This window comes from Stenotrophomonas maltophilia (assembly GCF_025642255.1).
Classification (GTDB): domain Bacteria; phylum Pseudomonadota; class Gammaproteobacteria; order Xanthomonadales; family Xanthomonadaceae; genus Stenotrophomonas; species Stenotrophomonas maltophilia_P.
The window spans coordinates 159,626-181,220 of sequence record NZ_CP106759.1; the positions used below are offsets into that span (position 1 = coordinate 159,626).

At 67.8% G+C, this 21,595-nt stretch carries 25 protein-coding genes and 1 riboswitch; of the genes, 10 read left to right on the forward strand and 15 right to left on the reverse strand.

Features of this window, described 5'->3' with window-relative positions:
- Positions 1 to 9: 9 nt before the first annotated feature.
- On the reverse strand, positions 10 to 897 hold the full coding sequence (locus tag N8888_RS00650; RefSeq protein WP_065182068.1) for a hypothetical protein: 888 nt from the start codon (positions 895 to 897) through the stop codon (positions 10 to 12).
- A gap of 93 nt (positions 898 to 990) precedes the next feature.
- Between N8888_RS00650 and N8888_RS00655 the strand changes: the two genes are divergently transcribed.
- Positions 991 to 2,286, forward strand: a complete 1,296-nt coding sequence (locus N8888_RS00655; RefSeq protein ID WP_111186508.1) for an acetyl-CoA C-acetyltransferase — start codon at positions 991 to 993, stop codon at positions 2,284 to 2,286.
- Between the two features lie 97 nt (positions 2,287 to 2,383).
- Here the strand turns inward: N8888_RS00655 and N8888_RS00660 are convergent, their stop codons facing one another.
- The 3 genes from N8888_RS00660 to N8888_RS00670 all read right to left on the reverse strand — a co-directional run bounded on the left by N8888_RS00660 (position 2,384) and on the right by N8888_RS00670 (position 5,591).
- The gene (locus tag N8888_RS00660) at positions 2,384 to 3,694 is read right to left on the reverse strand and encodes a heme biosynthesis HemY N-terminal domain-containing protein (protein ID WP_053518053.1); all 1,311 of its coding nucleotides are present in this window, start codon (positions 3,692 to 3,694) and stop codon (positions 2,384 to 2,386) included.
- Positions 3,691 to 4,680 (reverse strand): uroporphyrinogen-III C-methyltransferase, encoded by a 990-nt coding sequence (locus N8888_RS00665; protein WP_263176802.1) that lies wholly within the window; start codon positions 4,678 to 4,680, stop codon positions 3,691 to 3,693. Before N8888_RS00665 ends, N8888_RS00660 begins: the two co-directional genes overlap by 4 nt.
- 104 nt (positions 4,681 to 4,784) lie before the next feature.
- Positions 4,785 to 5,591, reverse strand: coding sequence for a uroporphyrinogen-III synthase (locus N8888_RS00670; RefSeq protein ID WP_263176803.1), 807 nt, complete (start codon positions 5,589 to 5,591; stop codon positions 4,785 to 4,787).
- Between the two features lie 35 nt (positions 5,592 to 5,626).
- Between N8888_RS00670 and N8888_RS00675 the strand changes: the two genes are divergently transcribed.
- The 5 genes from N8888_RS00675 (at position 5,627) to N8888_RS00695 (ending at position 8,710) form a co-directional block, all read left to right on the forward strand.
- Positions 5,627 to 6,094, forward strand: a complete 468-nt coding sequence (locus tag N8888_RS00675; protein WP_111186510.1) for a YiiD C-terminal domain-containing protein — start codon at positions 5,627 to 5,629, stop codon at positions 6,092 to 6,094.
- Between the two features lie 32 nt (positions 6,095 to 6,126).
- A complete protein-coding gene (locus tag N8888_RS00680) occupies positions 6,127 to 6,552 on the forward strand; it encodes a hypothetical protein (protein ID WP_053518045.1) in 426 nt (141 codons plus the stop codon).
- A gap of 56 nt (positions 6,553 to 6,608) precedes the next feature.
- A complete protein-coding gene (locus tag N8888_RS00685) occupies positions 6,609 to 7,046 on the forward strand; it encodes a rhodanese-like domain-containing protein (protein WP_053518043.1) in 438 nt (145 codons plus the stop codon).
- Between the two features lie 100 nt (positions 7,047 to 7,146).
- On the forward strand, positions 7,147 to 7,665 hold the full coding sequence (gene secB / locus N8888_RS00690; protein ID WP_004153553.1) for a protein-export chaperone SecB: 519 nt from the start codon (positions 7,147 to 7,149) through the stop codon (positions 7,663 to 7,665).
- Positions 7,666 to 7,684: 19 nt separating this feature from the next.
- On the forward strand, positions 7,685 to 8,710 hold the full coding sequence (locus N8888_RS00695; RefSeq protein WP_053518041.1) for an NAD(P)H-dependent glycerol-3-phosphate dehydrogenase: 1,026 nt from the start codon (positions 7,685 to 7,687) through the stop codon (positions 8,708 to 8,710).
- A gap of 151 nt (positions 8,711 to 8,861) precedes the next feature.
- Here the strand turns inward: N8888_RS00695 and N8888_RS00700 are convergent, their stop codons facing one another.
- The 5 genes from N8888_RS00700 to N8888_RS00720 all read right to left on the reverse strand — a co-directional run bounded on the left by N8888_RS00700 (position 8,862) and on the right by N8888_RS00720 (position 12,204).
- On the reverse strand, positions 8,862 to 9,341 hold the full coding sequence (locus N8888_RS00700; RefSeq protein ID WP_263176810.1) for a nuclear transport factor 2 family protein: 480 nt from the start codon (positions 9,339 to 9,341) through the stop codon (positions 8,862 to 8,864).
- Positions 9,342 to 9,437: 96 nt separating this feature from the next.
- A complete protein-coding gene (locus N8888_RS00705; protein WP_065174145.1) occupies positions 9,438 to 9,809 on the reverse strand; it encodes a hypothetical protein in 372 nt (123 codons plus the stop codon).
- A 462-nt stretch (positions 9,810 to 10,271) separates the two neighbouring features.
- Positions 10,272 to 11,318: an ACR3 family arsenite efflux transporter gene (arsB, locus tag N8888_RS00710; RefSeq protein ID WP_263176812.1), complete on the reverse strand. Its 1,047-nt coding sequence runs from the start codon at positions 11,316 to 11,318 to the stop codon at positions 10,272 to 10,274.
- Between the two features lie 14 nt (positions 11,319 to 11,332).
- Positions 11,333 to 11,836 carry an arsenate reductase ArsC gene (locus N8888_RS00715; RefSeq protein WP_164152961.1) on the reverse strand — a complete coding sequence of 168 codons (504 nt, stop codon included), beginning with the start codon at positions 11,834 to 11,836 and terminating at the stop codon, positions 11,333 to 11,335.
- A gap of 38 nt (positions 11,837 to 11,874) precedes the next feature.
- The gene (locus N8888_RS00720) at positions 11,875 to 12,204 is read right to left on the reverse strand and encodes an ArsR/SmtB family transcription factor (protein WP_263176815.1); all 330 of its coding nucleotides are present in this window, start codon (positions 12,202 to 12,204) and stop codon (positions 11,875 to 11,877) included.
- A gap of 17 nt (positions 12,205 to 12,221) precedes the next feature.
- On the opposite strand from N8888_RS00720, the gene arsH reads away from it, so the two are divergent.
- The gene (gene arsH / locus N8888_RS00725) at positions 12,222 to 12,962 is read left to right on the forward strand and encodes an arsenical resistance protein ArsH (RefSeq protein WP_065182062.1); all 741 of its coding nucleotides are present in this window, start codon (positions 12,222 to 12,224) and stop codon (positions 12,960 to 12,962) included.
- A gap of 34 nt (positions 12,963 to 12,996) precedes the next feature.
- On the opposite strand, the gene N8888_RS00730 is transcribed toward arsH, so the two are convergent.
- Complete coding sequence (locus tag N8888_RS00730) at positions 12,997 to 13,521, reverse strand: DUF6622 family protein (protein WP_193395727.1); 525 nt, start codon at positions 13,519 to 13,521, stop codon at positions 12,997 to 12,999.
- 321 nt (positions 13,522 to 13,842) lie between these two features.
- On the opposite strand from N8888_RS00730, the gene N8888_RS00735 reads away from it, so the two are divergent.
- The 3 genes from N8888_RS00735 to N8888_RS00745 all read left to right on the forward strand — a co-directional run bounded on the left by N8888_RS00735 (position 13,843) and on the right by N8888_RS00745 (position 16,106).
- A complete protein-coding gene (locus tag N8888_RS00735; protein WP_065174160.1) occupies positions 13,843 to 14,418 on the forward strand; it encodes an OmpO family porin in 576 nt (191 codons plus the stop codon).
- Positions 14,419 to 14,638: 220 nt separating this feature from the next.
- A complete protein-coding gene (locus tag N8888_RS00740; RefSeq protein WP_065174161.1) occupies positions 14,639 to 15,613 on the forward strand; it encodes a Dyp-type peroxidase in 975 nt (324 codons plus the stop codon).
- Between the two features lie 73 nt (positions 15,614 to 15,686).
- Complete coding sequence (locus tag N8888_RS00745) at positions 15,687 to 16,106, forward strand: hypothetical protein (protein WP_193395728.1); 420 nt, start codon at positions 15,687 to 15,689, stop codon at positions 16,104 to 16,106.
- Between the two features lie 16 nt (positions 16,107 to 16,122).
- Here the strand turns inward: N8888_RS00745 and pnuC are convergent, their stop codons facing one another.
- The 5 genes from pnuC to N8888_RS00770 all read right to left on the reverse strand — a co-directional run bounded on the left by pnuC (position 16,123) and on the right by N8888_RS00770 (position 21,560).
- Complete coding sequence (gene pnuC, locus N8888_RS00750) at positions 16,123 to 16,695, reverse strand: nicotinamide riboside transporter PnuC (RefSeq protein WP_053518445.1); 573 nt, start codon at positions 16,693 to 16,695, stop codon at positions 16,123 to 16,125.
- A gap of 8 nt (positions 16,696 to 16,703) precedes the next feature.
- Positions 16,704 to 18,893 carry a TonB-dependent receptor gene (locus tag N8888_RS00755; RefSeq protein WP_263176820.1) on the reverse strand — a complete coding sequence of 730 codons (2,190 nt, stop codon included), beginning with the start codon at positions 18,891 to 18,893 and terminating at the stop codon, positions 16,704 to 16,706.
- Positions 18,894 to 18,963: 70 nt separating this feature from the next.
- Positions 18,964 to 19,058, reverse strand: a riboswitch (TPP riboswitch).
- A gap of 43 nt (positions 19,059 to 19,101) precedes the next feature.
- On the reverse strand, positions 19,102 to 20,226 hold the full coding sequence (locus N8888_RS00760; RefSeq protein ID WP_262218868.1) for a phosphotransferase enzyme family protein: 1,125 nt from the start codon (positions 20,224 to 20,226) through the stop codon (positions 19,102 to 19,104).
- A gap of 123 nt (positions 20,227 to 20,349) precedes the next feature.
- Positions 20,350 to 20,733, reverse strand: a complete 384-nt coding sequence (locus tag N8888_RS00765) for a glycine zipper 2TM domain-containing protein (RefSeq protein WP_074902303.1) — start codon at positions 20,731 to 20,733, stop codon at positions 20,350 to 20,352.
- A 188-nt stretch (positions 20,734 to 20,921) separates the two neighbouring features.
- Positions 20,922 to 21,560 (reverse strand): response regulator, encoded by a 639-nt coding sequence (locus tag N8888_RS00770; RefSeq protein WP_053518414.1) that lies wholly within the window; start codon positions 21,558 to 21,560, stop codon positions 20,922 to 20,924.
- Positions 21,561 to 21,595: the final 35 nt, after the last annotated feature.

A 21,595-nucleotide genomic window follows, 5' to 3' on the forward strand; every position in this document is an offset into this window, starting at 1 on the left:
ATGCGCCGATCAGCGCGCCAGCAGCTCGCGCGCGTCCTGTCCCGCCTCGCAATGCACGAACAGCACCGGCACACCGTGTGCTTCCAGCACTGCCGCCATCTGCCGCTGGCGCATCAGGAACTGCTCATAGATGCCCTGCAGGCGATCGCAGTCGCCACTGTCATGATTGTAGTGGGCGCACCAGCCGGCCGGATCGAACAGCGCCATGCGCGCCTCGCCATGGCTGTAGCGCAGCAACGGCTCCGGTGCGGCCTCAAGCCATTCATCCTCGCCCGGCGCCATGATCGCTGTCTCGATCAACGGCCACAGCGCGGCCAGGCCCTGGTTGTCGTACTGCATCGACATCATCGCGGCCAGGTCGTTCACGGTGAAATAGCGCGCATGCTCGATGCGGGCACCGAAACTGTTCTGCGCCATCAGCGCGGTATCGGCATGGGCCATGCCATTGGCCAGCAGCACCTCTTCCAACGCATCGGCCACCGCACGGGTGGTCGCCACATCACTGCCGGTCAGCAGGAACGGCAGCACACGCAGGCCGCCACCCACCAGCGTCGAATCGGCCTGGAACGGCAGCGGCACATCGCCATTGGCATCGGTACCGAAGGCCAGCAGCCGCGGGCCCTGGTTGCGGCCCGGCGCGCGCATCTGCAGTTCTTCCAGACGGCGATGGATCGGCCAGCCCGGGCGCAGCACTTCGGCCGGGTCGAAATGGGCGGCGGCCAGGACCAGGTCCAGCTCGGCCACGGCCGGCACCAGCTTGGACAGGTCTCGGCCGACGCGCTCGGCCAGTTCACCGGCCTGGTCTGCGCTGAGTACCGCCTGGCGGGGGATCTCGCCGCCGGCCAGTTCCAGGGCCAGCACGCCAAGGGCATTCATCGCGGGGTCGGGTTTGCTCATGGTTCCACGGTTGGCCCATCACAGGGCGGCAGCTACACTTGGCCCCATTATGCCTGCTCTGTCGTGCAGGCCATGTTGCAGACACCCTCATCCATGCCAGGTATCTCCATGCCCAACGCTCGTCCCGTCGCCATTCTCGGTGGCGTCCGCATTCCGTTCTGCCGCCAGAACACCGCGTATTCGGATGTCGGCAACCTCGGCATGTCGGTACGCACACTGGGTGCGCTGGTCGAACGCTTCGGCCTGCACGGCCAGCAGCTGGGTGAAGTGGCGATGGGTGCGGTGATCAAGCACTCCAGCGACTGGAACCTGGGCCGCGAAGCCACGCTGTCCTCCGGACTGTCGCCGCTCACCCCGGGCATCACCCTGCAGCGTGCCTGCGGCACGTCGCTGGACAGCATCATCACCGTCGCCAACAAGATTGCCCTGGGCCAGATCGAATCGGGCATCGGCGGCGGGTCGGACACCACTTCCGACGTGCCGATCGTGTACGGCAAGAAGCTGCGTGCACGCCTGCTGGCCGCCAACCGCGCCAAGAGCACCGGCGACAAGATCCGCGCGCTGACCTCCGGCTTCAAGTTCTCCGAGCTCAAGCCCGAGTTCCCGGGCGTGGCCGAACCGCGCACCGGCAAGAGCATGGGCGACCATTGCGAGGACATGGCCAAGGAATGGAACATCTCGCGTGACTCGCAGGACGAGTGGGCGGTGTCCTCGCACAAGAAGCTGGCCGCCGCCTATGAGCGTGGCTTCTTCAACGACCTGATCGCGCCGTTCCGCGGCGTGGAGCGCGACAACATCCTGCGCCCGGATACCTCGCTGGAAAAGCTGGCCACGCTGAAGCCGGCGTTCGACAAGGTGTCCGGCCGCGGCACCCTGACCGCCGCCAACTCCACGCCGCTCACCGATGGTGCCGCGGCGGTGCTGCTGGCCAGCGAGGAATGGGCCCGCGCCCACGGGCACGAGCCGCAGGCCTACCTGCGCGATGCGCATGTCTCGGCCGTCGATTTCGTGCACGGCGAAGGCCTGCTAATGGCACCGACCGTGGCCGTGCCTGAGATGCTCAAGCGCAATGGCCTGACCCTGCAGGACTTCGACATCTACGAAATCCACGAAGCGTTTGCCGCACAGGTGCTGTGCACCCTGCGCGCGTGGGAGAGCGAGGATTACTGCCGCAACCGGCTGGGCCTGGAGGCACCGCTGGGCCGCATCGATCCGGACAAGATCAATCTGCTGGGCTCGTCGCTGGCTACCGGTCACCCGTTTGCCGCTACCGGTGCGCGTGTGATCGCCACGGCCGCAAAGCAGCTGGCCGAACGCGGCGGCGGCCGCGCGCTGGTGTCGATCTGCACGGCAGGCGGCATGGGCGTGGTGGCGATCGTCGAGCGCTGATCGCTGCAGAAGGCTGTACATGAAAAAGCCGCCCGGATGGGCGGCTTTTTCGTTGCGGACCCGGTGGGGTGCCGACCCTTCGCCGGCACTGCACCGGTCAGGGAAGACGGGGGTTGCCGAACTCGTCGCGCTCTTCGTTGGCGTTGTACACCGGGGGTTGCGGCACCGTCGGCAGATCTTCCACGGTGGCGCGCGGCGGCACTTCATCGGCACCGGCCCCTGCCGTGCGCACCAGCGCCACACTGTCCTCGCCGCGCTGCAGGCGCAGCGCGTTGGCCAGGCACTGTGCAGCCAGGGCATGTTCACCCCGCTGGGCGAACAGCTCACCCAGCGCTTCCCAGGCCGGGGCACCGGCGCCGCTGGCGATCGCTTCGTGCAGGAACGTATCGGCAGCGTCCCATTGCTGCTGGGCCAGGGCGACGCGGCCCTGTGCCAGGCGCAGCGCCGCCGAATCGTCATGCACGTTGCGCCAGCGCTGCAGGTTGGCCTGGCGGGTGGCGAGGCGTTCGGCGGGCAGGCGGCCATACAGGGCCACCAGTTCGTCGTCCCAACGCTGGTCCAGGGCGTGCTCCAGCGCCAGCAGCGCCGGCTCGTCCCAGTTCAGCGCCACCGCGCGGCTGGCATAGGCGCCCACCACGTCGGGGGTCGGCCGCAGCGCTTTCGGCGTGGCTTCCCACTGCGCGGCCAACGCATTGACGTCGGCCGCTTCCAGCAGCGCCTGCGCGGCCAGGCGCGCTTCCAGTTCGCTGTTGGATTCGGCCGGCAGCACCTTGCTCTGACGCAGGGCGCCCAGCTGTCCATACGCTTCGTGCGCACGACCGGCGCGGGCCAGTGCCTCGGTGCGCAGCCACAGGCCACGCGGCGGAAGCGGCTGGATCGCGGCCACGTCCAGCACGTTGATCGCGTCCACCGGCAGGTCGCGCGCCAGCAGTTGCTCGGCGCGCAGCAGCGCCTGCAGGGTGGCATCGGATTCACCCAGCCGCTGCAGCAGCGCCTCACCTGCGCTGGCGTCAGCACGTGCCTGTGCACTGCGCACGGCATTGGCCAGCGCCACCGCGCTCACTTCCGGATCCTTGGCGGCGCCGTCGAGCAGCTTTTCCGCACGCTGCCACTGCCCGTGCTCGTAAGCCTGCAGGCCATCGATCAGGCGCACCCGGCCCTGCTTGCGGCGGTAGCGGCCCCACGCACGGAACGGTGCGGCGATCAGGCTCCACAGCAGCCACAGCACCAGCACTGCAATCACCGTCAGCAGCGCCACCTTCGGCAGATTGCTGTGATAGTCGTAGCCGCCATAGCGCAGAATCACTTCGCCGTAGCGGTTGAGATCGTCGGTGCCGAGCCATTGCGCGGCGACCACACCAATGGCCACGGCCAGCAACAGCACGACCAGGGATTGCAGGGGTTTCATTCGGGTAGCCTCCGGTCGGTCTGGGTGCGCAGCTGTTGCAGGGTGCTGCCTAGGGCGGTGTTGCTGGTCTGCAAGGGAAGCTCGCGCAAGGCCTGCAGTTCAGCACGCTGCGCGCGCAGGGCCGGTGAATCCGGCCAGCGCCGCTGTGCCCACTGCTCCACGCGCGACAGCGCGGCGTCACGGCCGGCACGGTCGCCGCGCTCGATCGCCGCCCGGGCCAGGGTCAGTTCCAGTTGCAGTGCATCGTCGGCGTTGCGCCGTTCGGCGGCGGTCAGCGGACCGTTCTGGCGGCTCGGGCTGATATCGACGAAGGGCGCCAAAGCGGCCTGCCACCACGGTCGCGTCTGGTCGCCGGCCGGCGTACTGGCCACCTGGGTCGGCAGCCCCTGCAGGGCGCCGGCCAACGCATCCAGTCGCTGCAGCGCCTGAACGCGGGGTCCGGCACCCAACGCATCGAGGGCATCGCGCTCCTGTACCAGCGCCTGGCGCAGGTTCAGGCCCTCGCTGTCGGGCAGCGCGGCCAGCGCGGTCGCGGCCTGTGCATAAAGACGGCGGGCACCTTCGACATCGTCGGCGTAGTTCAAGCGCTGTGCGGCCTGGGTCAGCAGCAGTTCGGCCTCGTCGCGCTGCACGGCCTGCCGGCCCTGGTTGGCGCTGTCGGCGAGCTTGGCGAGGTTTTCCTCCAGCAGCGCGCTGCGCTGCGACAGGCCCAGCATCTCGTCGCGCAGCACACGGTTGGTTGCGGCCGCGTCCTGCAGGCGTTGGCTGGTTGCGCGCTGGTCGCGACGCAGCGCATCCAGCGTGGCCTCCAGGCCCTGCAACTGCACCGCCATCGTCCGCGACTGTGCTTCCTGCTCATGCTGTTGCTGCTGCCAGAAACGCCAACCGGCATAGCCCCCTCCACCGAGCACGGCCACCACCGCCAGCGGCAGCAGCAGCCAGCGCAGGGAGCGGCGGGGTGGGGAAACGGGGGCGGTGTCGTTCATCAGGCTTCCTTGTCGGCGGCGTCGCCGGAAGGGTTCCGGCAGGCAGCGTCAGGCACAGCATCCCTGTTGCCGACGACAGCGGCAAGCGTGACCCACGTCCCTGTTCAGGTCGCTGCCGGCCCGGTGAGCGTGGTGTGTGCAGCGGCGATCAACTGCGGGGTGGTCGGCCCCGCGCTGCGTACCACCCGCAGGCCCAGCGCCTGCGCCTGCACGCCCAGCCGTTCGCTGGCGACCAGCGCGGTGGCATGGGCCTGCAGCCGCTGCTGCCACTGCGGCGACAGCTGCTCCCACACACGTTGCAGGGCTTCACCGCTGCTGACCGCCATCAGCCAGGGCGCAGAACACTGCCCCAGCCGTGACAGGGCGCGAGGCGACAGGCGCAGTGGTTGGCGCCGATAGACATCGGCACGTTCGATGCTGGCACCCGCCGCCTGCAGCCGGGCGGCAATCAGGCCCCGGCCACCGGGCGCGGTGACCAGCCCGATCCGCAGGCCCTGTACCGCCGCCAGTACAGGCAGGGCCAGCAACCCCTCGCTGTCCATCCGCCGCGGCGCGTGGACCTCGCTGATGCCGTGCGCCTGCAACGCGCGTGTGGTGCCCTCGCCGACCGTCAGCCACGGGCTGTGCTGCGCCGGGCGCAGCGGCAGAAGCGCGGCAGCCGCCGTGACGGCTGCGGGGCTGGTGAACACCACCCGATCGCAGTTCAGCGCGCGTTGCAGCTGGCGCACCACGGCAGGGCCCTGCAAGCGTTGCAGCCGCCACGGCGACAGCGCCACCAGCTGCCCGCCGAGCCCAGCAACGGCGCGGCGCAGCGCCGCATGCTGGCCCTGCGGACGCAGCGAGATCAGCGTCCAGCCCGCGCCGAGGCACGCGCTGCCAGTGGGTATCGTATGGTCATCCATTGCCTGCATTATGCGGGCCCGCCGTTGTCGTGGTTGCTGCTCCGATGTCCGTTGATGCCCTGAGCTCCTCGTTGGCCTCCCTGCAGGAGGTGCTGGACTGCATGCCTGCGGTCCGTGCCATGCAGATCCGCCTGGACGGCTATGCCGATGGCGTGCTGCGCATCACCGCGCCGCTGACGGCGAACGTCAACGACAAGGGCAACGCCTTCGGCGGCAGCCTGGCCTCGGTGCTGACCCTGTCCGGCTGGGCGCTGGTCAGCCTGCGCCTGCGCCTGGCCGGCCACGATGCCGAGGTCTACGTGGCCGACAGCAACCTGCGCTACCTGGCACCGGTCTACGAAGACCTGCACGCGCATGCCGAGGCGGCCGAAAGCGGTGCCTGGGACACCTTCCTGGCCACCTTCCGCCAGCGTCGCAAGGCCCGCATCAGCATCATCGCTACCCAGCCGGCCGCCGACGGCCGGGCCGCTGCCGAGTTCAGCGGTCGCTTCGTTGCCTTCGCCAAAGGGTAGGATGGCAGGCTGACGCCCTGCGGAAACCCCTGATGCGCCGCCTCATCCAGATCCTGTTGTGTTCCCTGCTGCTGGTCAGCGCCATGGCCGGTGCCGACGAGCTGAGCCGCAAGCAGCGCAAGATGCTGGAAGAGACCCAGATCGCCTACGGGGCGACGATCCGCTGGGGCAGCATGGACGACGCCATCGGCTACCTGGATCCGGTGCTGCGCAAGGAAAAGCCGCCCACCGAGTTCGAGCTCAACCGTTATGCACAGCTGCGGGTGTCCTCCTACCGCGAGCGCAGCAGCGCCTCGCTGCCCGATGGCCAAGTCGAGCGCCGGGTGGAAATCGGCGTCATCAACCAGAACACCCAGGCCGAGCGCACCGTGGTGGTGACCGAGCGGTGGCGCTGGGATGCCGAGGCCAAGCGCTGGTGGCAGGCCGGCGGCCTGCCGGATCTGTGGCAGGGGCAGTGACGGGCCGCGTCCGGCTTGTGCGACAATCGGCGCCCGCTTATCGACCCGTGACCTGAGTGAATTACGAAGAGTTGCTGGCCTTTGCAGGCCGAAACCCGATGCTGTCCGCGGCCCTGGTCGGCCTGACCGTGGCCCTCATCGTCACCGAAATCCGCCGCCTGTTCCGGGGCTTCAAGGGCATCAAGCCCGCCGAACTGACCCAGCTGATGAATGCGGGCGGCACGGTGGTGGTGGACCTGTCCGCCAGCGGTGACTTCGAAAAGGGCCACATCGCCGGCAGCCGCAATGCGCAGGCCAGCGCGTTCGGCCCGGAGCACAAGCTCGTGGCCAGCGCCAAGCAGGCGCCGGTGGTTCTGGTGTGCCGAAACGGCAACGCATCGGAAACCGCCGCCAAGGCGCTGAAGAAGGCCGGTTTCGAAAAGGTCTTCGTGCTCGAGGGCGGCATTCCCGCCTGGCAGCAGGCCGAACTGCCGCTGGTCAAGGGCCGCAACTGATTGCCGCAGGTGGCGGATCCGGCCTTGTATGGGCCTGATGCCGCCCCCATCGCAGTAATTCGACCCTAGTTTTCATTGCATTCACCTGGAGTTACTGGAAATGTCCGAAGAGATCACCAACGGCGCCGCTGCGCCGGTCGATGCCGCTACCGGCCCCGCTTTCACCGTCGAGAAGATCTACGTCAAGGACGTCTCCTTCGAGTCGCCGAACGCACCGACCATCTTCAATGACCAGGTGCAGCCGGAGCTGCAGCTGAATCTGAACCAGCAGGTGCAGCGCCTGGGTGAGAACGCGTTCGAAGTCGTGCTGGCCGTCACCCTGACCTGCCAGGCCGGTGAGCGCACCGCCTACGTGGCCGAAGTGAAGCAGGCCGGCGTGTTCGGCCTGGTCGGCCTGGACCCGCAGTCGATCGACGTGCTGCTCGGCACCCAGTGCCCGAACATCCTGTTCCCGTACGTGCGCCAGCTGGTCAGCGATCTGATCCAGGCCGGCGGCTTCCCGCCGTTCTTCCTGCAGCCGATCAACTTCGAAGGCCTGTACGCAGAAACCCTGCGCCAGCGCCAGGAGCAGGGCGACGCACCGTCGCTGGCTGACTCCGAGCCGGCCGGCAACGCCTGAATCCGTCGCGACGTCACGGATGAGCACTACCGCTGACAAGATCGCCGTGCTGGGCGCCGGTTCCTGGGGAACCGCGCTGGCCAGCCTGCTCGCCCGGCACGGTCATCCGACCGTGCTGTGGGGGCGTGATGCCGCCGTGGTCGAGGCCATCGACCAGCGCCACGAGAATCCGCGCTACCTGCCGGGCATCCCGCTGCCGGACAGCCTGCATGCCACCACCGACCTGGCGTCGGCGGTGCACGGTGCCGCCTGGATCCTGGTGGTGACCCCGTCGCACGCGTTCAACGAGACCGTGCGCGCGCTGGCGCCGCTGCGTCCGGCCGGTGCCGGCGTGGCCTGGGCGACCAAGGGTTTCGAGCCCGGCTCCGGCCGTTTCCTGCATGAAGTCGCGCGCGAGATCCTCGGCGAGGACGTGCCGCTGGCTGTCGTCACCGGGCCGTCGTTCGCCAAGGAAGTCACCCAGGGCCTGCCCACCGCGATCACCGTGCACGGCGACGTGCCGGCGTTCGCGCAGACCGTGGCCGAAGCGATGCATGGCCCGGCGTTCCGTGCCTACACCGGCGACGACATGGTCGGTGCCGAGCTGGGGGGCGCGATGAAGAACGTGCTGGCCGTGGCCACCGGCGTTGCCGATGGCATGCAGCTGGGCCTCAACGCCCGTGCCGGCCTGATCACCCGCGGCCTCAACGAGATGCTGCGGCTGGCCGCGGCAATCGGTGCCAAGCCGGAAACCCTGATGGGTCTGGCGGGCCTGGGCGATCTGGTGCTGACCTGCACCGGCGACCTGTCGCGCAACCGCCGCCTGGGCCTGGCCCTGGGCCGCGGGCAGACCCTGCAGGATGCCGTGCGCGAGATCGGGCAGGTGGTCGAATCGGTGCAGACGGCCGATGAGGTGATGCGTCAGGCACGCCGACACGGCATCGACCTGCCGATCTCCGATGGCGTACGCGCCGTACTGCACGGCGAGCAGACCCCGGCAGAGGGCCTGCGCGCATTGCTGGCGCGCGAACAGAAACCGGAATATCCGGACACGCTGTTCAAGTAACCGAAAACCCCGGCCAAGCGCCGGGGTTTTTTCATCAGGGAGTACCCCATGCGGGTGCCGGACCGGAGACAGACTTTGGTGGGTGCCAAGCTTGCTTGGCATCACGCGCGCAGCATATCCACGCATGGCGTGGATCCACTGCAACGCCCGATCACCGCGCCCGTGGCGGCGCGTTGCCGTTGTCCATGTCCGAGAAGATCAGCCAGGGTCCATCGCCCGCGCGCGTCAGCGTCAGCGTGAACTTTCCGGTATCGCTGACGTTGCCGCCAAACGAGTAGGCACCAATGATGTAGGCCGTGCTCCTGTCCACCGCGTACGCCAGCGCACGCAGGCGCAGCGGGCTTCCGCCCTGTCCGGCGTAGGCGGCCGCGATCGCGTCGCGCCCGCGCACCGGCGGCTGGTGGCTCTGCAGGATGAATCCGTCTTCGGCGAACAGCGCCGCCAGTGCCTTGCCATCGCCCGCGCTCCACGCCCGCTCGTAGTCGCGCAGCACGCGATCCAGTGCCGCAGGCAGTGCCACGTCGGGCAGGCGTTCAGCGGGCGGCGGTGCGCTGCTGGCGTGCTGCGCGAGGGCAGGACCGGCCAGCAGCACGGTGGCAAGAAGGATCGCGGCATGGAAGGGTCGGCGCATGCGAAGAGTCCCGGGCGGTGGCAGAAGCCTGGCCTCAAGAATAACCACACGGGCCGGCCCCGGATCACGCGGCCGAGGGTGCGCGAAACGTCCCTGTCAGCCCGGACGCAGCAAGGTGCCGGCCTGCACTGACAGTGACAGGCAGGCCATCACCAGTCCTTCCATCACGCGATCGCCCACGTACTGCTCCTCCGGCCCGTTCTGCCGGACACGCTCGGCGGCCAGCAGCATCTCCAGCGCCACCCGCAGGCCGGCGTGCGCGCAGTCGGCATCGGCCAGCGCCAGTTGACGGCCAGGCAGCGGATGGCGTTCCGGCCAGGGCAGGCCATCGGCGGCTGCGCCGCTGCCGATCCGTTTCAGCGTGGCGATGAAGGTGTTGGGGTCGGACGGGGACTGTTGGGGGGTCGCATCGGCGTCGTTGGCCGGCGCGCTGTCGGAATGCGGAGGGGGAAACTCGGGTGTGGTCATTGATGAGGCTCCGTGCAGAACAGACGGTAGCCGCCACGGATAAAGGTGGCGGGCGGAGACGTGGCTCGAAAACCGGGAGGTTGCTAGGCCGGCAGGCACAAGGCCTCCACGCTCCGCCCGCCATGGCCGGCGGACGCGTTGCCAGCCGGCACCACACGAGGTGACACCGGCTGGCAACCGTAATCAAGCAACTCCACGGGTTTTCGATGCCCGGCCACCTTTTGGGGTGGCACCGCATCTGTACCTGTGTCACTGCGCAACGCCAATGAGCCGAGTTGTATTCAACCCACGATGCTCGACGCTTTCAGCATCCTCGCACACGGTTAAGTAGTCGCAGACGTTGATGGCGCAAGGGCCTCACGCGTTCGGGGAATTTGCGACACGAGTCGTGGTTGAGTGCATCAGGGCGCCACGAAATCTGGACGATTGCGTCAGCGCGGGCCAGAAGCAGGCATCGGCCCTCTACGACCGCCCGCGGTCACCCGCACCATGCCTCTCGTACCAGCCTTTAGTACGGTTCACGATACGAACGACCGACAACATCACCGGCACCTCGATCAGCACACCGACAACGGTGGCCAGTGCGGCGCCCGAATGCACACCGAAGAGCCCGACGGCGGTTGCGACCGCCAGCTCGAAGAAGTTGCTCGCGCCGATCAGCGCCGACGGGCCGGCCACGCAATGGGCGACGCCCAGACGACGGTTGAGCAGATAGGCCAGGCCCGAAGTGAAATAGACCTGGATCAGGATGGGCACGGCGATCAGCGCGATGACCAGCGGCTGCTCGACGATCTGCTGACCTTGAAAGCCGAACAGCAGCACCAGTGTCAGTAGAAGGGCCGACAGCGAAACCGGGCCGAGTCGGGTCAGCGCCAGCTGCAGACCGGCCTCGCCGCTACGCGAAAGCATCCAGCGCCGCAGCAGGCTGGCAACACCGACAGGTGCCAGGATGTACAAACCCACTGACAGCAGCAGGGTGTCCCACGGAACAGTGATCGCGGACATGCCGAGCAGCAACGCGACCACCGGCGCATAGGCCACCACCATGATCGCGTCGTTCAGCGCGACCTGGCTCAACGTGAAGTTCGCATCGCCGCGGCACAGGTTGCTCCACACGAACACCATCGCGGTGCAGGGCGCGGCTGCCAGCAGGATCAGGCCGGCGATATAGCTGTCGATCTGGCCGGCTGGCAGCCATTCCGCGAAGAGGTGACGCAGGAATACCCAGCCCAGCAGTGCCATCGAGAATGGTTTGACCGCCCAGTTGATGAACAACGTTACGCCGATGCCTTTCCAGTGCTGCTGCAACTGGCGCATTGCGCCGTAGTCGACCTTCAGCAGCATCGGGATGATCATCAGCCAGATCAGTGCCGCGACCGGCAGGTTGACCTTGGCCACTTCGGCGGACGCCAGTGCCGCAAAGGCGCCGGGCAGGAGGTGTCCCAGCAGGGTACCGGCCGCGATGCACAGCGCGACCCACAGGGTGAGGTAGCGCTCGAACAGTCGCATGCGCGCGGGCGCCGTCACGGTGTGCTGTCGGTCGGCTGCAACCGGCCGATCTGATCCAGAGCGTTCTGCATTGCCTCGCGGTCGGACCACAACGATCCGGGCAGATCGATCAACGCACGCAGCCGCGATTTTACGATGGCATGCGCGCGCGCAAATGCGGCTGCTTTCTCGGCATCGCTGCCTGCAACTGCGGCGGGATCCGGCTGGCCCCAGTGGCTGCGAATGAAGTCGCCAAACACCACCGGGCAGGCGTCTGCCGCGGCCGAATCGCACACGGTGATCACCAGATCCATGGGCGCAGCATCCACGAACTCATCCCACGATTTGCTGCGCAGCCCATCGATGGTGATTCCTTCGGCCTGCAGCTGAGCGAGTGCGAATGGGTTGACCTGGCCGGTGGGGTGGCTGCCTGCGCTGAATGCATTGAAACGTTCAGCGCCCCAGGCTCGCAGCGTGGCCTCGGCAAGGACGCTGCGGGCGCTGTTGCCGGTACAGAGGAACAGGACGTTGTGTGTCATGGTGCAGTCGTTGTGATGGCAGGAGGTTGGATCGGACTTCAGCACTTGCATGCGGGCGCAGCGGGCCCGCACTCCTCGCTCGGCGAACCCGCGCAGCAGTTGTGCGTGAGGTACTCGATCAAGCCGGTCATGGCGGCGAAGTTGGCGCGGTAACAGACATTGCGGCCCTGGCTCTCGTTCTCCACCAGGCCGGCCTGTACCAGCTCCTTCAGGTGGAAGCTGAGTGTGGCCGGTGGCACCTGCAGGGCCGCCCCGATGTCACCGGCCACGCGCCCCGCTGGACCGGCTTCCACCAGCAGGCGGAAGGCCGCCAGGCGGGTGGCGTGGCCCAGCGCGGTGAGCGCGACGATTGCATTTGACGTTTCCATATTTCTAGAATAGTCGAATGAATAAGACGATCGCAAGTACCCAGCTGCCGAATCTGAGGGAAGCCTCGCTGCCCCAGCCCGACCCCAGCCTGCTCGCCGCGGGGAATCTGGGACCGCCCCGCATCCTGCTGCTCTACGGTTCGCTGAGGCCGCAGTCGTTCAGCCGCAAGCTGGCCCTGGAAGCCGAGCGGCTCCTGCAGCATCTGGGTTGCGAAACCCGGGTGTTCGATCCGCATGCGCTTCCGATGGTGGACAGCGTGGACAGGAGCCATCCCGAAGTGCAGCGGCTGCGCGCGTGGTCGCAGTGGTCTGAGGGGCAGGTGTGGGTCAGCCCGGAACGGCACGGTACCGTCACCGGCGTGTTCAAGAACCAGATCGACTGGCTGCCGCTGGAGGACGGCAGCGTGCGGCCCACGCAGGGCAGAACGTTGGCCGTGATGCAGGTGAGTGGCGGCTCCCAATCGTTCAACACCGTCAACACCCTGAGGGTGTTGGGGCGCTGGATGCGCATGCTGACCATCCCCAACCAGTCTTCGGTGGCCAAGGCCTGGCAGGAGTTCGATGAGGACGGACGAATGAAGCCCTCGCCATACTACGACCGGGTGGTGGATGTCATGGAGGAACTGGTGAAGTTCACTCTGTTGACGCGGGGCCGGGCGGACTACCTGGTGGATCGCTACAGCGAGCGCAAGGGCGACGCTGCAGCGGCAGTGCTGGCGCAGGCCGCAGGGGCGACGACCGCAGCCGGCACCGGGTGACGGCACTGCGCGACGCCTCCCGGGTGCACCCGCCTCAGCTGGCAGCCCCCATCCGGCTGTGCCCCTCAAGGCGTGCCGCCGACAGATACCGGCAGTAGCGGCCGATGAAGATGCCGGTGAAACCACCGGATAGCAGCAGGTAGGCAGCGCTGAAACCTGCGTTCGCGCTCAGCGCGGGCGACACTGCGAGCGCCGTTTCGAAGCCATACTTCACCAGGAATGTGATCAGCAGCAGCGGCAGCAGGCTGTAGTCCGCGCTGCGCCACAACCGTCCCGTTGCACTGTTCATGGCCACACGCGCCCGGCGCAGCAACAGCCAACCCAGGCCCGTTCCTGCGCCGATGCCGACCAGCCACTCGCCCCAGGCCGACCACGATGCGCCGTAGCGGTGGCTGATGGACCACACCCCCCATGCCGCGAACACCGCCGGCACGATCGCCAGCGTGGGCAGCGAGGTTTCGCCGGGCTTCATGGCCGCGATGCCCCGGGTGATGAGAAACACCATCAGCACCCAGACCCAGATCGGAGTATGCGAAAGGAGTTGCTGGAACAGGCTCATGACAGGTCCCCTTGGGTGAGTGCCGGCGCAGTGGTGCCGGGCGGTGACGCCTACTATTCGCGCCGGAGCCTTCCCGAACCAGTGACAGGTGTCAGCCGCCTGAAGGGACATGACGGGTAGGTGGCGCTGGCATGCAGCAGCATGCTGCTGTCGACCAGCCCCGGAGTTCCCTGAACAGTAACTTCATTCATGTACCGGTCAGTTCAATATTCAGGGCTGATTTCGCCAACAAACGGATAATTCACACCTGTCGACCGCCTCTCCTCTCTCCCCCTCCCGGGAGGCGGTCGACGAAACCAAAATAATTAAAGGTGTGTCCCGATGAACAAGAATTCGCTGCTTGCCCTGGGTCTGCTGGCTGCCCTGCCGTTCGCTGCATCGGCTGCCGATGGCCTGTCGTACAACTACGTTGAAGGCGGCTACGTGAACACCGATGCCAAGGGCGGCGACGCCGATGGCTGGGGCGTGAAGGGCTCGGTGGCCGTCCACCCGAACTTCCACATCTTCGGCGACTACAGCGCGCAGGAAACCGACCGCTTCAAGAATGACGTCGACCAGTGGCGCCTGGGTGTCGGCTACAACTACGGCATCGCACCGAACACCGACCTGGTGGCCCGCGTGGCCTATCAGAAGTACGACGAGAAGCGCGGCCTGGACTTCAATGGCTACTCCACTGAAGTGGGCGTGCGCACCGCGTTCAACCCGTACCTGGAAGGCTACGCGCTGGCCGGCTACGAAGATTTCAGCAAGAAGCACGGCTACAACCCGGACGGCGAGTTCTACGGCCGCGTCGGTGCCACCGCCAAGTTCAACCAGAACTGGGGCCTGAGTGGCGAAGTGAAGCTGGCCAAGGCGGGCGACCGCGAGTGGTTCGTCGGCCCGCGCTTCACCTGGTAAGAAACGCTCTGTCGTTAGTGCGTGTAACTGGCGTGTGACTCTCTCTCTCTCCCGCACGCCATCGAAGCCCGGCCTCGCGCCGGGCTTCACTTTTCTGCGCCCCAAGCGGCTGGCGCGCGACTGAGAACCGCTCCGTCGCAGCGGAAGCCGTTCCGCTATGATCGCCCGCACATCGCCGCGCCATGCGCGATGCGCCCGCCTCAAGCCCGCAGGAACTGCCGTGAATTCCCAGCCCGCACCGATCACCGCCCTCAATCACACGCTCGACAACGAGCCGCAGCAGATCACTGCGCCGCTGACCCACTCGGCCGCCTTCCTGGTGCTGAAGGTGAAGGATGATGCGGACTCGATCGCGAAGGTGCGCGACGTGCTGGCCAGCACCGATGACCTGATCAAGAACACGGCCATCCGCGAGATCGAACGGACCTTCACCTGCAACGTGGCGATCGGCCACCGTGTGTGGCAGCCGCTGGTCGGCAGTACCCCGCCGCGCGAGCTGCATCCGTTCCGCGAGATCAAGGGCGCCACCCACACCGCGGTGTCGACCCCGGGCGATCTGCTGTACCACATCCGCGCACGCACGATGGACCTGATCGTGGCGTTCGAGCGCAACCTGCTGATGGCGTTCGGCGATGCGGTGGAGACGGTCGATGAGGTGGCCGGCTTCCGCTATTTCGACGGCCGCGACCTGCTCGATTTCGTTGACGGCACGGCCAATCCGGAAGGGTTGTCGCTGCCGGACGCCACGATCGTCGGCGACGAGGATCCCGCGCATGCCGGCGGCAGCTACGTGGTGGTGCAGAAGTACCTGCACAACCTGGACGCATGGCGCGCGCAGAAGACCGAGGTGCAGGAGGCGATCATCGGCCGCACCAAGCACGACAACACCGAGCTGGACGATGCGCCGGCCGACGCGCAGAAGTCGCACAAGACGCTGTGCACCATCGAGGACGCCGACGGCGAGCACGACATCCTGCGCGACAACATGCCCTTCGCCAATCCGGGGCGCGGTGAGTACGGTACGTACTTCATCGGCTACACGCGCCGCCTGTGGGTGATCGAGAAGATGCTCGAGCGCATGTTCATCGGCAACCCTGCGCCGCTGCATGACCGCATCCTGGACTTCTCTACCGCGATGACCGGCGTGACCTTCTTCGCGCCTTCGCGCAAGGTGCTGGCCGACCTGGGCGGGTAATGCCTGCCCGCCATCTGCCTGTCATCCGCGCCGTCGACGATGGAGCGCTGGACGACTGCATGAGGGTGCTGCCATGGAATCCGTACTTCGCGCCGACCGTCGCCGCTGGTGGCGACCGCTGGCATCGCTGATCGGCCTTCTGGCGCTGGGCGGCGCCGGGGCCGTCTCGGCCGATGAGGCTCCACCGCACTGGATGGCCTACGCCGCCACGGCAGGCAGTGAGCTGCAGCAGCGCCTGCAGCAGGAGCAGGACCCGAAGGTGCAGCGCGTGCTGGCCTGGCTGCAGGCGCACCCACAGGTGCCCACGCCGCTGCCGGTCAGCCTCTGGATCGCAGCCGATGGCCGCATCGCGAAACTGGAATTCGACAGTCTCGGCGATGCGCAGGCGGACGCGGATCTGCGCGCGACACTGCAGTCGGCGCCGCTGTCGTCGGCGCCACCGGCCGACATGCGCCAGCCGTTGCGGTTGGGGCTGGTGCTGCAGCCGAAGTGAAGTGCACTGCGCGGCACTACCGCGCCGGCAGCAGCTCGCGCTCCCGCGCCGCCGCACTCCAGGCGCGCAGGCCGAATACTGCCAGCCCCAGGAAGAACACATACAGCGCGGCCGTGACGTGCAGCGACTTGAACAGGTACGCGCCCACGTAAACCACGTCCACCCCGATCCACACCCACCAGCACGCCACATGGCGGCGCGCCTGCCACCACTGGCCGACCAGGCTCAGGGCGGTCAGCATCGCGTCCAGCCATGGCAGCGCCGCATCGGTGAAGGTGTGCATGACCGTGCCCAGCGCCACGCCACCGCACAGGCCGATGATCAGGTCACGCAGCAGTTTTCCGCGTGCCAGCGGCACGATGCGGATGCTGCCCTCATCGGCGGCGTGCTGGCGCCAGTTGATCCAGCCATAGACCAGGAAGCCGGCGAAGGCGACCTGCAGCAGCGTGTCGGAGTACAGCCTGGCCTCGGCGAACACCAGGCCGTACAGCGCCACCGACAGCAGGCCGACCGGCCACGCTGCCAGCCGCCGGCGCGCCATCAGCCATACGCCCAGCACGCTGCACAGCGCGGCGGTCCACTCGAGCACGGCGCCGCTCACAGCGCGAACGTCACCGACAGGCGTGCCTGTCGCGCTGCGCCGGGGAACAGGTAGTAGTCACCGCCGCTGCTGCCGGTGTCGCGCCAGTAGAAGCGGTTGAACACGTTGTCCACCGACAGGTTCCAGGTCACGGCGCGCTCATGCACGCGGTGGCGGAAGCGCAGGCCGGCATCGAACACCGAATAGTCCGGCGCACGCACGCCGCCGTCGGCACGGGCCACATTGGCGGCGGCATAGCGCCAGCCACCGGTGACATCCAGGCCCTGCACGAACGGCAGTGCGTAGGCCAGATGCACACTGGCACGCACCTTCGGCACGTTCACCAGCTGATGGCCTTCCTGGCCCGGCGTGCCGGTATCGCGTGCACGCGCCTGCAGCACGCTGGCGCTGGCGACGATCTGCAGCGCATCGGTCAGCTGGCCGTTGGCGGTCAGCTCCAGGCCGGTATGGGTCTGCGTGCCGCGCTCGACGAAGGTGTAACCGGCATCGCTGTCATCCGGCATGGCGTACTGGTAGGGCTGCGAGATGCGGAACAGCGCGGCGCCCAGGGTGAGCGAGGCAGCTGGCACGTACTTGACGCCGGCTTCCAGCTGCCGTGACTGCACCGCCGGCAGGAAGGCATCGGCGTTGGAGGTCCAGAACGGTGCCTCCTGGCCCAGCGCAATGCCGCGCACATAACTGGCGTATGCATTGAGCTGGTCGGTGGCCTTCCATACCAGCGCGGTCTGCGGCAGGAAGCGCGACAGCCGGCTGTGCCGCTGCGGCGTGCCGCGCTTGTCGTAGGCGCGCTCGTCCAGGCGGACGAAGCGGCCACCAGCCAGCCACTGCCAGTCATCGCCGAACTGCATGCGGTCCAGCGCGAACACGGCGGTCTGGCGGCTGTCCAGGCGCCGTGCGGACGGGCCGGGCATCAGCGGCGAGGGCTCGTACACCGGCACCTGCGTGTCGTGGATGTTGCTGCTGCCTACGTACTCGTTGACGCTCGGTCGCCTGTCCACCGTGCGGCGGAACGTGTCGGCGCCGACCGTCAGCTGGTGGCCGACGCTGCCGGTGTCGAAGCGGCCACGCAGCTCGGCGCGCGCCTGCTGGTTGCGGCGCGTATCGTCCGGACTGCGGTAGTCGTAGATGTCGTAGTCGCCGTTGGGGGCGAAGTAGTTGCCGGGCACGCTGCCGTCAGCGCATGCGTCGGCGTAGTAGCAGCCATAGGCGAAGGCGACATTGTCGTCGATCACCGAGCGGCTGTGGCCCACCGACAGCCGCGACTGCCAGCGCTCGTTGAAGTCGTAGGTGTGTACGGCGGTGATGTTGGTGCTGGCGATTTCCACTGGGCGCTGCCACGGCTGATAGCCCAGCAGGTGCTCGCGGTCGACACCACGAGGCAGCTCCCGTGCGCCCAGCAGCTGGTAACCGGACACCGAGCGCTGCGAACTGGTCTGGTAGTTGGCGTCCACTTCCAGCTTGCCGCGCTCGCCGATCAGCCAGTCCGCTGCAAGCGAATAGAAGTTGCGGCGGCCGTCGGCGTGCTCGACGTAGGACTCGCTGCCCTCCCAGGCGGCATTGAGGCGGATGCCGAAACGCGGCGTGATCCAGTGGCCGACATCGACGGCGGCATAGCGCGAGCCTTCCGAATCGGTGCCGAGGGTAGCCGCGCGCACTTCCGCCGGGCGCTTGCCGATGTAGTTGATGATGCCGCCGGGCGCCATCACGCCCGCGGCGAGGCCGGCTTCACCCTTCAGGATCTCCACCGCCTGCACGTTCTCCAGCGCCAGCCGCTGCTCGCCGGCGATGGCCAGGCCGTTGAAGCGGTAGCCGGTGGCGGCATCGAGCGCGAAGCCGCGGATGGCGACGTTCTGGTAGTAGCCCACCGGCGCGTAGGCATCACCGAGCGAGGCGTCGTTGCTTGCCAGTTCGGACAACGAGCGCACCTGTCGACGGTCGAGGTAGTCGCGTTCGAGCACGTTCACCGAGGCCGGGGTGTCCTTCCAGGATCCGGCGCCGAATGCACTGACCCGCGCGCTGTCGGCCGCCGGCCTGCCGGCCTGCACGCGGACCGCTGCCAGCTCGGTGGGCGAACGTTCGCCGCTGTCGGCTGTCACGTCGGGGGAGGCTCCAGCCTCGCTGGCATGCAGCGGCAGCGCGGCACAGAGGGCGAGAGCGAGCAGGGTGGGACGCAGGCAGCGGTTCATTCGATTCGTCTTCGGACAACAGGGGAGACGAAGCGACGGCGCGCAGGTGCACCGGCCCGGAACGGGGGTGTGGCTGCGGCTCAAAGCTCCCTACGCCGGTGCAAACCGGATCAGGTTCCAAGGGACTCTCTCAGCCTGCAGATCCAGGCACCCCCGCTTCAGGCCGCTATTTCACTACAGATGGCAGGGATTTGCGAGCCGATGCCCTTCAGGCGGCGGCATGCAGCGCCTGCAGCAGGGCCTGGCCGGGTGCGCTGGCGAACCACGCGGCATGGCCCAGCATGAAGGGATACCAGGCGACATCGGCGTTCGCTGTCGAGCCGGTGATGCCTTCGAAGTACTCCACTTCGGACAGTGCGAAGTCGAAGTGGACCATCGGCAGCAGGTCCGCCAGCAGGTGCAGGCGGGTGGCCGACAACGGCAGTACTTCGCGGTAGCCGTCGAGCAGCGCCAGCGCGATGTCGATGCGCACCGCCTCATGGCCCCGCTCCAGCTCCAGCCAGGCCACGGCATTGCGCTCGATCGCGGTGGCCAGGTCGAACAGCGCGCTGGTGGGTGAGGCGAGGCCGAAATCCAGCACGGTGCTGACGTCGTCGCCGCGCCACAGCAGGTTGGACACATGCCAGTCGTTGTGCGTCCACAGCGGCGGCTCGGCGGACAGGCGCTCGGCCAGGCCGGCATGCCAGGGCAGGACGTCGCGGCGCAGCTGCGCCTGCCACGGAATCCGCGCCAGGTAGCGCGCCAGTCCCGGGCGGTCGGGAAGACCCGCTTCCAGCGCGCTGATGGGGTCGGCGGCGCGGATCAGCTCGTCGCGTGCCACCAGGACATGCGTGCTGCGCTGTGGGGCCTGGTAGCTGGCGGCGGCCTGATGCAGCCGGGCCAGCATGCGTCCGGCAGAACGCGCCCGTGCGATGTCCGTCAGCAGCGTCCAGGAGGCGGCGGCGCGGTACAGATCGTCACCCACCCCCGGCGAATGCAGTTCATAGGTCCACGGCCCATGCTCGATGGCGCTGTCGCCTCCGGCGGTGGGCAGAACCTTCACCACCGGCACGCTGGCAGCGTCCAGATGGGCGATGAAGCGGTGCTCCTCCTGCAGGCAGGCGGCACTGCGCACGCTGCGGTGGTGGCGCTTGATGAACACCCGGCCGCGGGTACCCTCGACCAGCGCGGCGGCCGACAACGGCCGGGGGCTGTGCCAACGCAGGGCGCTGTCCGCGTCCAGCACCGGATAACGGCGGGCCAGCCAGGCAACCTCGGCTGCATCGATCGCGGGCCAGTCGGCAGCGACCTCATCGTTGTTGAGGCCCTGCACGCGGTGGGCGGTGGAGGTCATGCGGGGGCCGGGGGCAAAGGAGTCATCCAGGGCTGCGCATTCAACGCCATGGACGGCCCGGACGCAAACGGGCGGGTCATCGACCCGCCCGTTGCCGGTGATGCCGGGCAGTGCCGGCGAGGGTTACCAGCCGCGGTGGCGACCGCGGTCGTGGTAGTAGCGGCGGTCGCTGTCGCGCCAGCGGCGGTCATGACCGCGGTCCCGATAGCCATAGCCCCGGTCGTAGCCGCGCTGGTAGCCGCGGTCGTAGCGGCGGTCATAACGACGGTCGTGGCGGTCCGGGGTGGTCAGGTTGCCGATCGCGCCGCCGGCCACGGCACCGCCGACGGTGGCGGCCGGATCGCCATTGGAGATCAGGTGGCCGGCGACGCCGCCCACCACCGCACCGACGACGGTGCGCTTGTCCTTCCTCGACATGGCGCTGGCGTCGCTGACCACGGCGACACCGGCCAGCAGGGCCAGGGCCATCGCCACGCCACGGAAGCTGAGAGCGGAAGTACTGAGCATGTTCGGTTCTCCTGTAGGGGCATGCCACGGTGGGCAGGGAGGGCGCGGGCGCCCTGGCTGCCGTAGTGACCACGCTGGCGCCCGGAGATTGCCGGAACATTGCGTGGGCCACTGGGCGGCGTGCGTATTCATCTAGCGTCAGGCGGCATGAAGCCTGCCTGAAAGTTCAACGGCTGGATGGACAGGATTCAGATTTTGCCGTCACGCAGATAGTCGAACAGCTCCGCATCGCCTTTCAGGCCCAGCTTCAGCATCGCATCGCCCTTCTGCCGGCTGATGGTGCTGACGCTCTTGTGCAGCTGCACCGAGATCTCCTTCACCGTCATGCCGGTGCCGAGCAACCGCAGCACTTCCAGTTCGCGCGGCGACAGCGGTTTGCCGTCGCCCTCGCGCATGCGCCAGCTGCCGGCGGCCTCGACCCGCTCGCGCAGGCTGCGGCTGATATAGAGCTGGCCGCGGTTCACCGCCTGGATCGCCTGCGGCAGCTCGTCCATCGACGAACTCTTGTCGACCAGGCCGAGCACGCCGCTGTCGAGCACCATGCGCAGGATCGCCAGGTTGCTGGAAACGCTGAGCATCAGCACCTTGAGGTCGGGATGGCGGCGCCGGATCATGCCGATCATGGCGAAGCCATCGGCCTGGGGACTGCCGGGCATCGAATAGTCGGTGACCAGCAGGTCGCATGGCTGGCTGGTCAGCAGCGCCATCAGCGCCTGGGCGCTGTCGGCTTCACCGACGACCTGGCCAACGCCGCTGGACTCGATGACGGCGCGGGTTCCGATACGGACCACGGGGTGGTCGTCTGCGATGATGATGCGCAAGCTCATGCTCTAGTATGACCACCGGGCACGCCGGACCGCGA

Excerpts from the sequence above, each read along its gene's own strand:
- N8888_RS00675 (WP_111186510.1), top strand. The coding sequence starts at position 5,627 with ATGTCCGTTGATGCCCTGAGCTCCTCGTTGGCCTCCCTGCAGGAGGTG.
- arsH (WP_065182062.1), top strand. The coding sequence starts at position 12,222 with ATGAATAAGACGATCGCAAGTACCCAGCTGCCGAATCTGAGGGAAGCC.
- N8888_RS00745 (WP_193395728.1), top strand. The coding sequence starts at position 15,687 with ATGGAATCCGTACTTCGCGCCGACCGTCGCCGCTGGTGGCGACCGCTG.
- N8888_RS00700 (WP_263176810.1), bottom strand. The coding sequence starts at position 9,341 with ATGCGCCGACCCTTCCATGCCGCGATCCTTCTTGCCACCGTGCTGCTG.
- N8888_RS00660 (WP_053518053.1), bottom strand. The coding sequence starts at position 3,694 with ATGAAACCCCTGCAATCCCTGGTCGTGCTGTTGCTGGCCGTGGCCATT.
- N8888_RS00670 (WP_263176803.1), bottom strand. The coding sequence starts at position 5,591 with ATGCAGGCAATGGATGACCATACGATACCCACTGGCAGCGCGTGCCTC.
- N8888_RS00730 (WP_193395727.1), bottom strand. The coding sequence starts at position 13,521 with ATGAGCCTGTTCCAGCAACTCCTTTCGCATACTCCGATCTGGGTCTGG.
- N8888_RS00705 (WP_065174145.1), bottom strand. The coding sequence starts at position 9,809 with ATGACCACACCCGAGTTTCCCCCTCCGCATTCCGACAGCGCGCCGGCC.
- N8888_RS00695 (WP_053518041.1), top strand. The coding sequence starts at position 7,685 with ATGAGCACTACCGCTGACAAGATCGCCGTGCTGGGCGCCGGTTCCTGG.
- N8888_RS00760 (WP_262218868.1), bottom strand. The coding sequence starts at position 20,226 with ATGACCTCCACCGCCCACCGCGTGCAGGGCCTCAACAACGATGAGGTC.
- N8888_RS00765 (WP_074902303.1), bottom strand. The coding sequence starts at position 20,733 with ATGCTCAGTACTTCCGCTCTCAGCTTCCGTGGCGTGGCGATGGCCCTG.
- N8888_RS00680 (WP_053518045.1), top strand. The coding sequence starts at position 6,127 with ATGCGCCGCCTCATCCAGATCCTGTTGTGTTCCCTGCTGCTGGTCAGC.
- N8888_RS00655 (WP_111186508.1), top strand. The coding sequence starts at position 991 with ATGCCAGGTATCTCCATGCCCAACGCTCGTCCCGTCGCCATTCTCGGT.
- N8888_RS00650 (WP_065182068.1), bottom strand. The coding sequence starts at position 897 with ATGAGCAAACCCGACCCCGCGATGAATGCCCTTGGCGTGCTGGCCCTG.
- N8888_RS00755 (WP_263176820.1), bottom strand. The coding sequence starts at position 18,893 with ATGAACCGCTGCCTGCGTCCCACCCTGCTCGCTCTCGCCCTCTGTGCC.
- secB (WP_004153553.1), top strand. The coding sequence starts at position 7,147 with ATGTCCGAAGAGATCACCAACGGCGCCGCTGCGCCGGTCGATGCCGCT.
- N8888_RS00720 (WP_263176815.1), bottom strand. The coding sequence starts at position 12,204 with ATGGAAACGTCAAATGCAATCGTCGCGCTCACCGCGCTGGGCCACGCC.
- N8888_RS00735 (WP_065174160.1), top strand. The coding sequence starts at position 13,843 with ATGAACAAGAATTCGCTGCTTGCCCTGGGTCTGCTGGCTGCCCTGCCG.
- N8888_RS00665 (WP_263176802.1), bottom strand. The coding sequence starts at position 4,680 with ATGAACGACACCGCCCCCGTTTCCCCACCCCGCCGCTCCCTGCGCTGG.
- N8888_RS00715 (WP_164152961.1), bottom strand. The coding sequence starts at position 11,836 with ATGACACACAACGTCCTGTTCCTCTGTACCGGCAACAGCGCCCGCAGC.
- arsB (WP_263176812.1), bottom strand. The coding sequence starts at position 11,318 with ATGCGACTGTTCGAGCGCTACCTCACCCTGTGGGTCGCGCTGTGCATC.
- N8888_RS00770 (WP_053518414.1), bottom strand. The coding sequence starts at position 21,560 with ATGAGCTTGCGCATCATCATCGCAGACGACCACCCCGTGGTCCGTATC.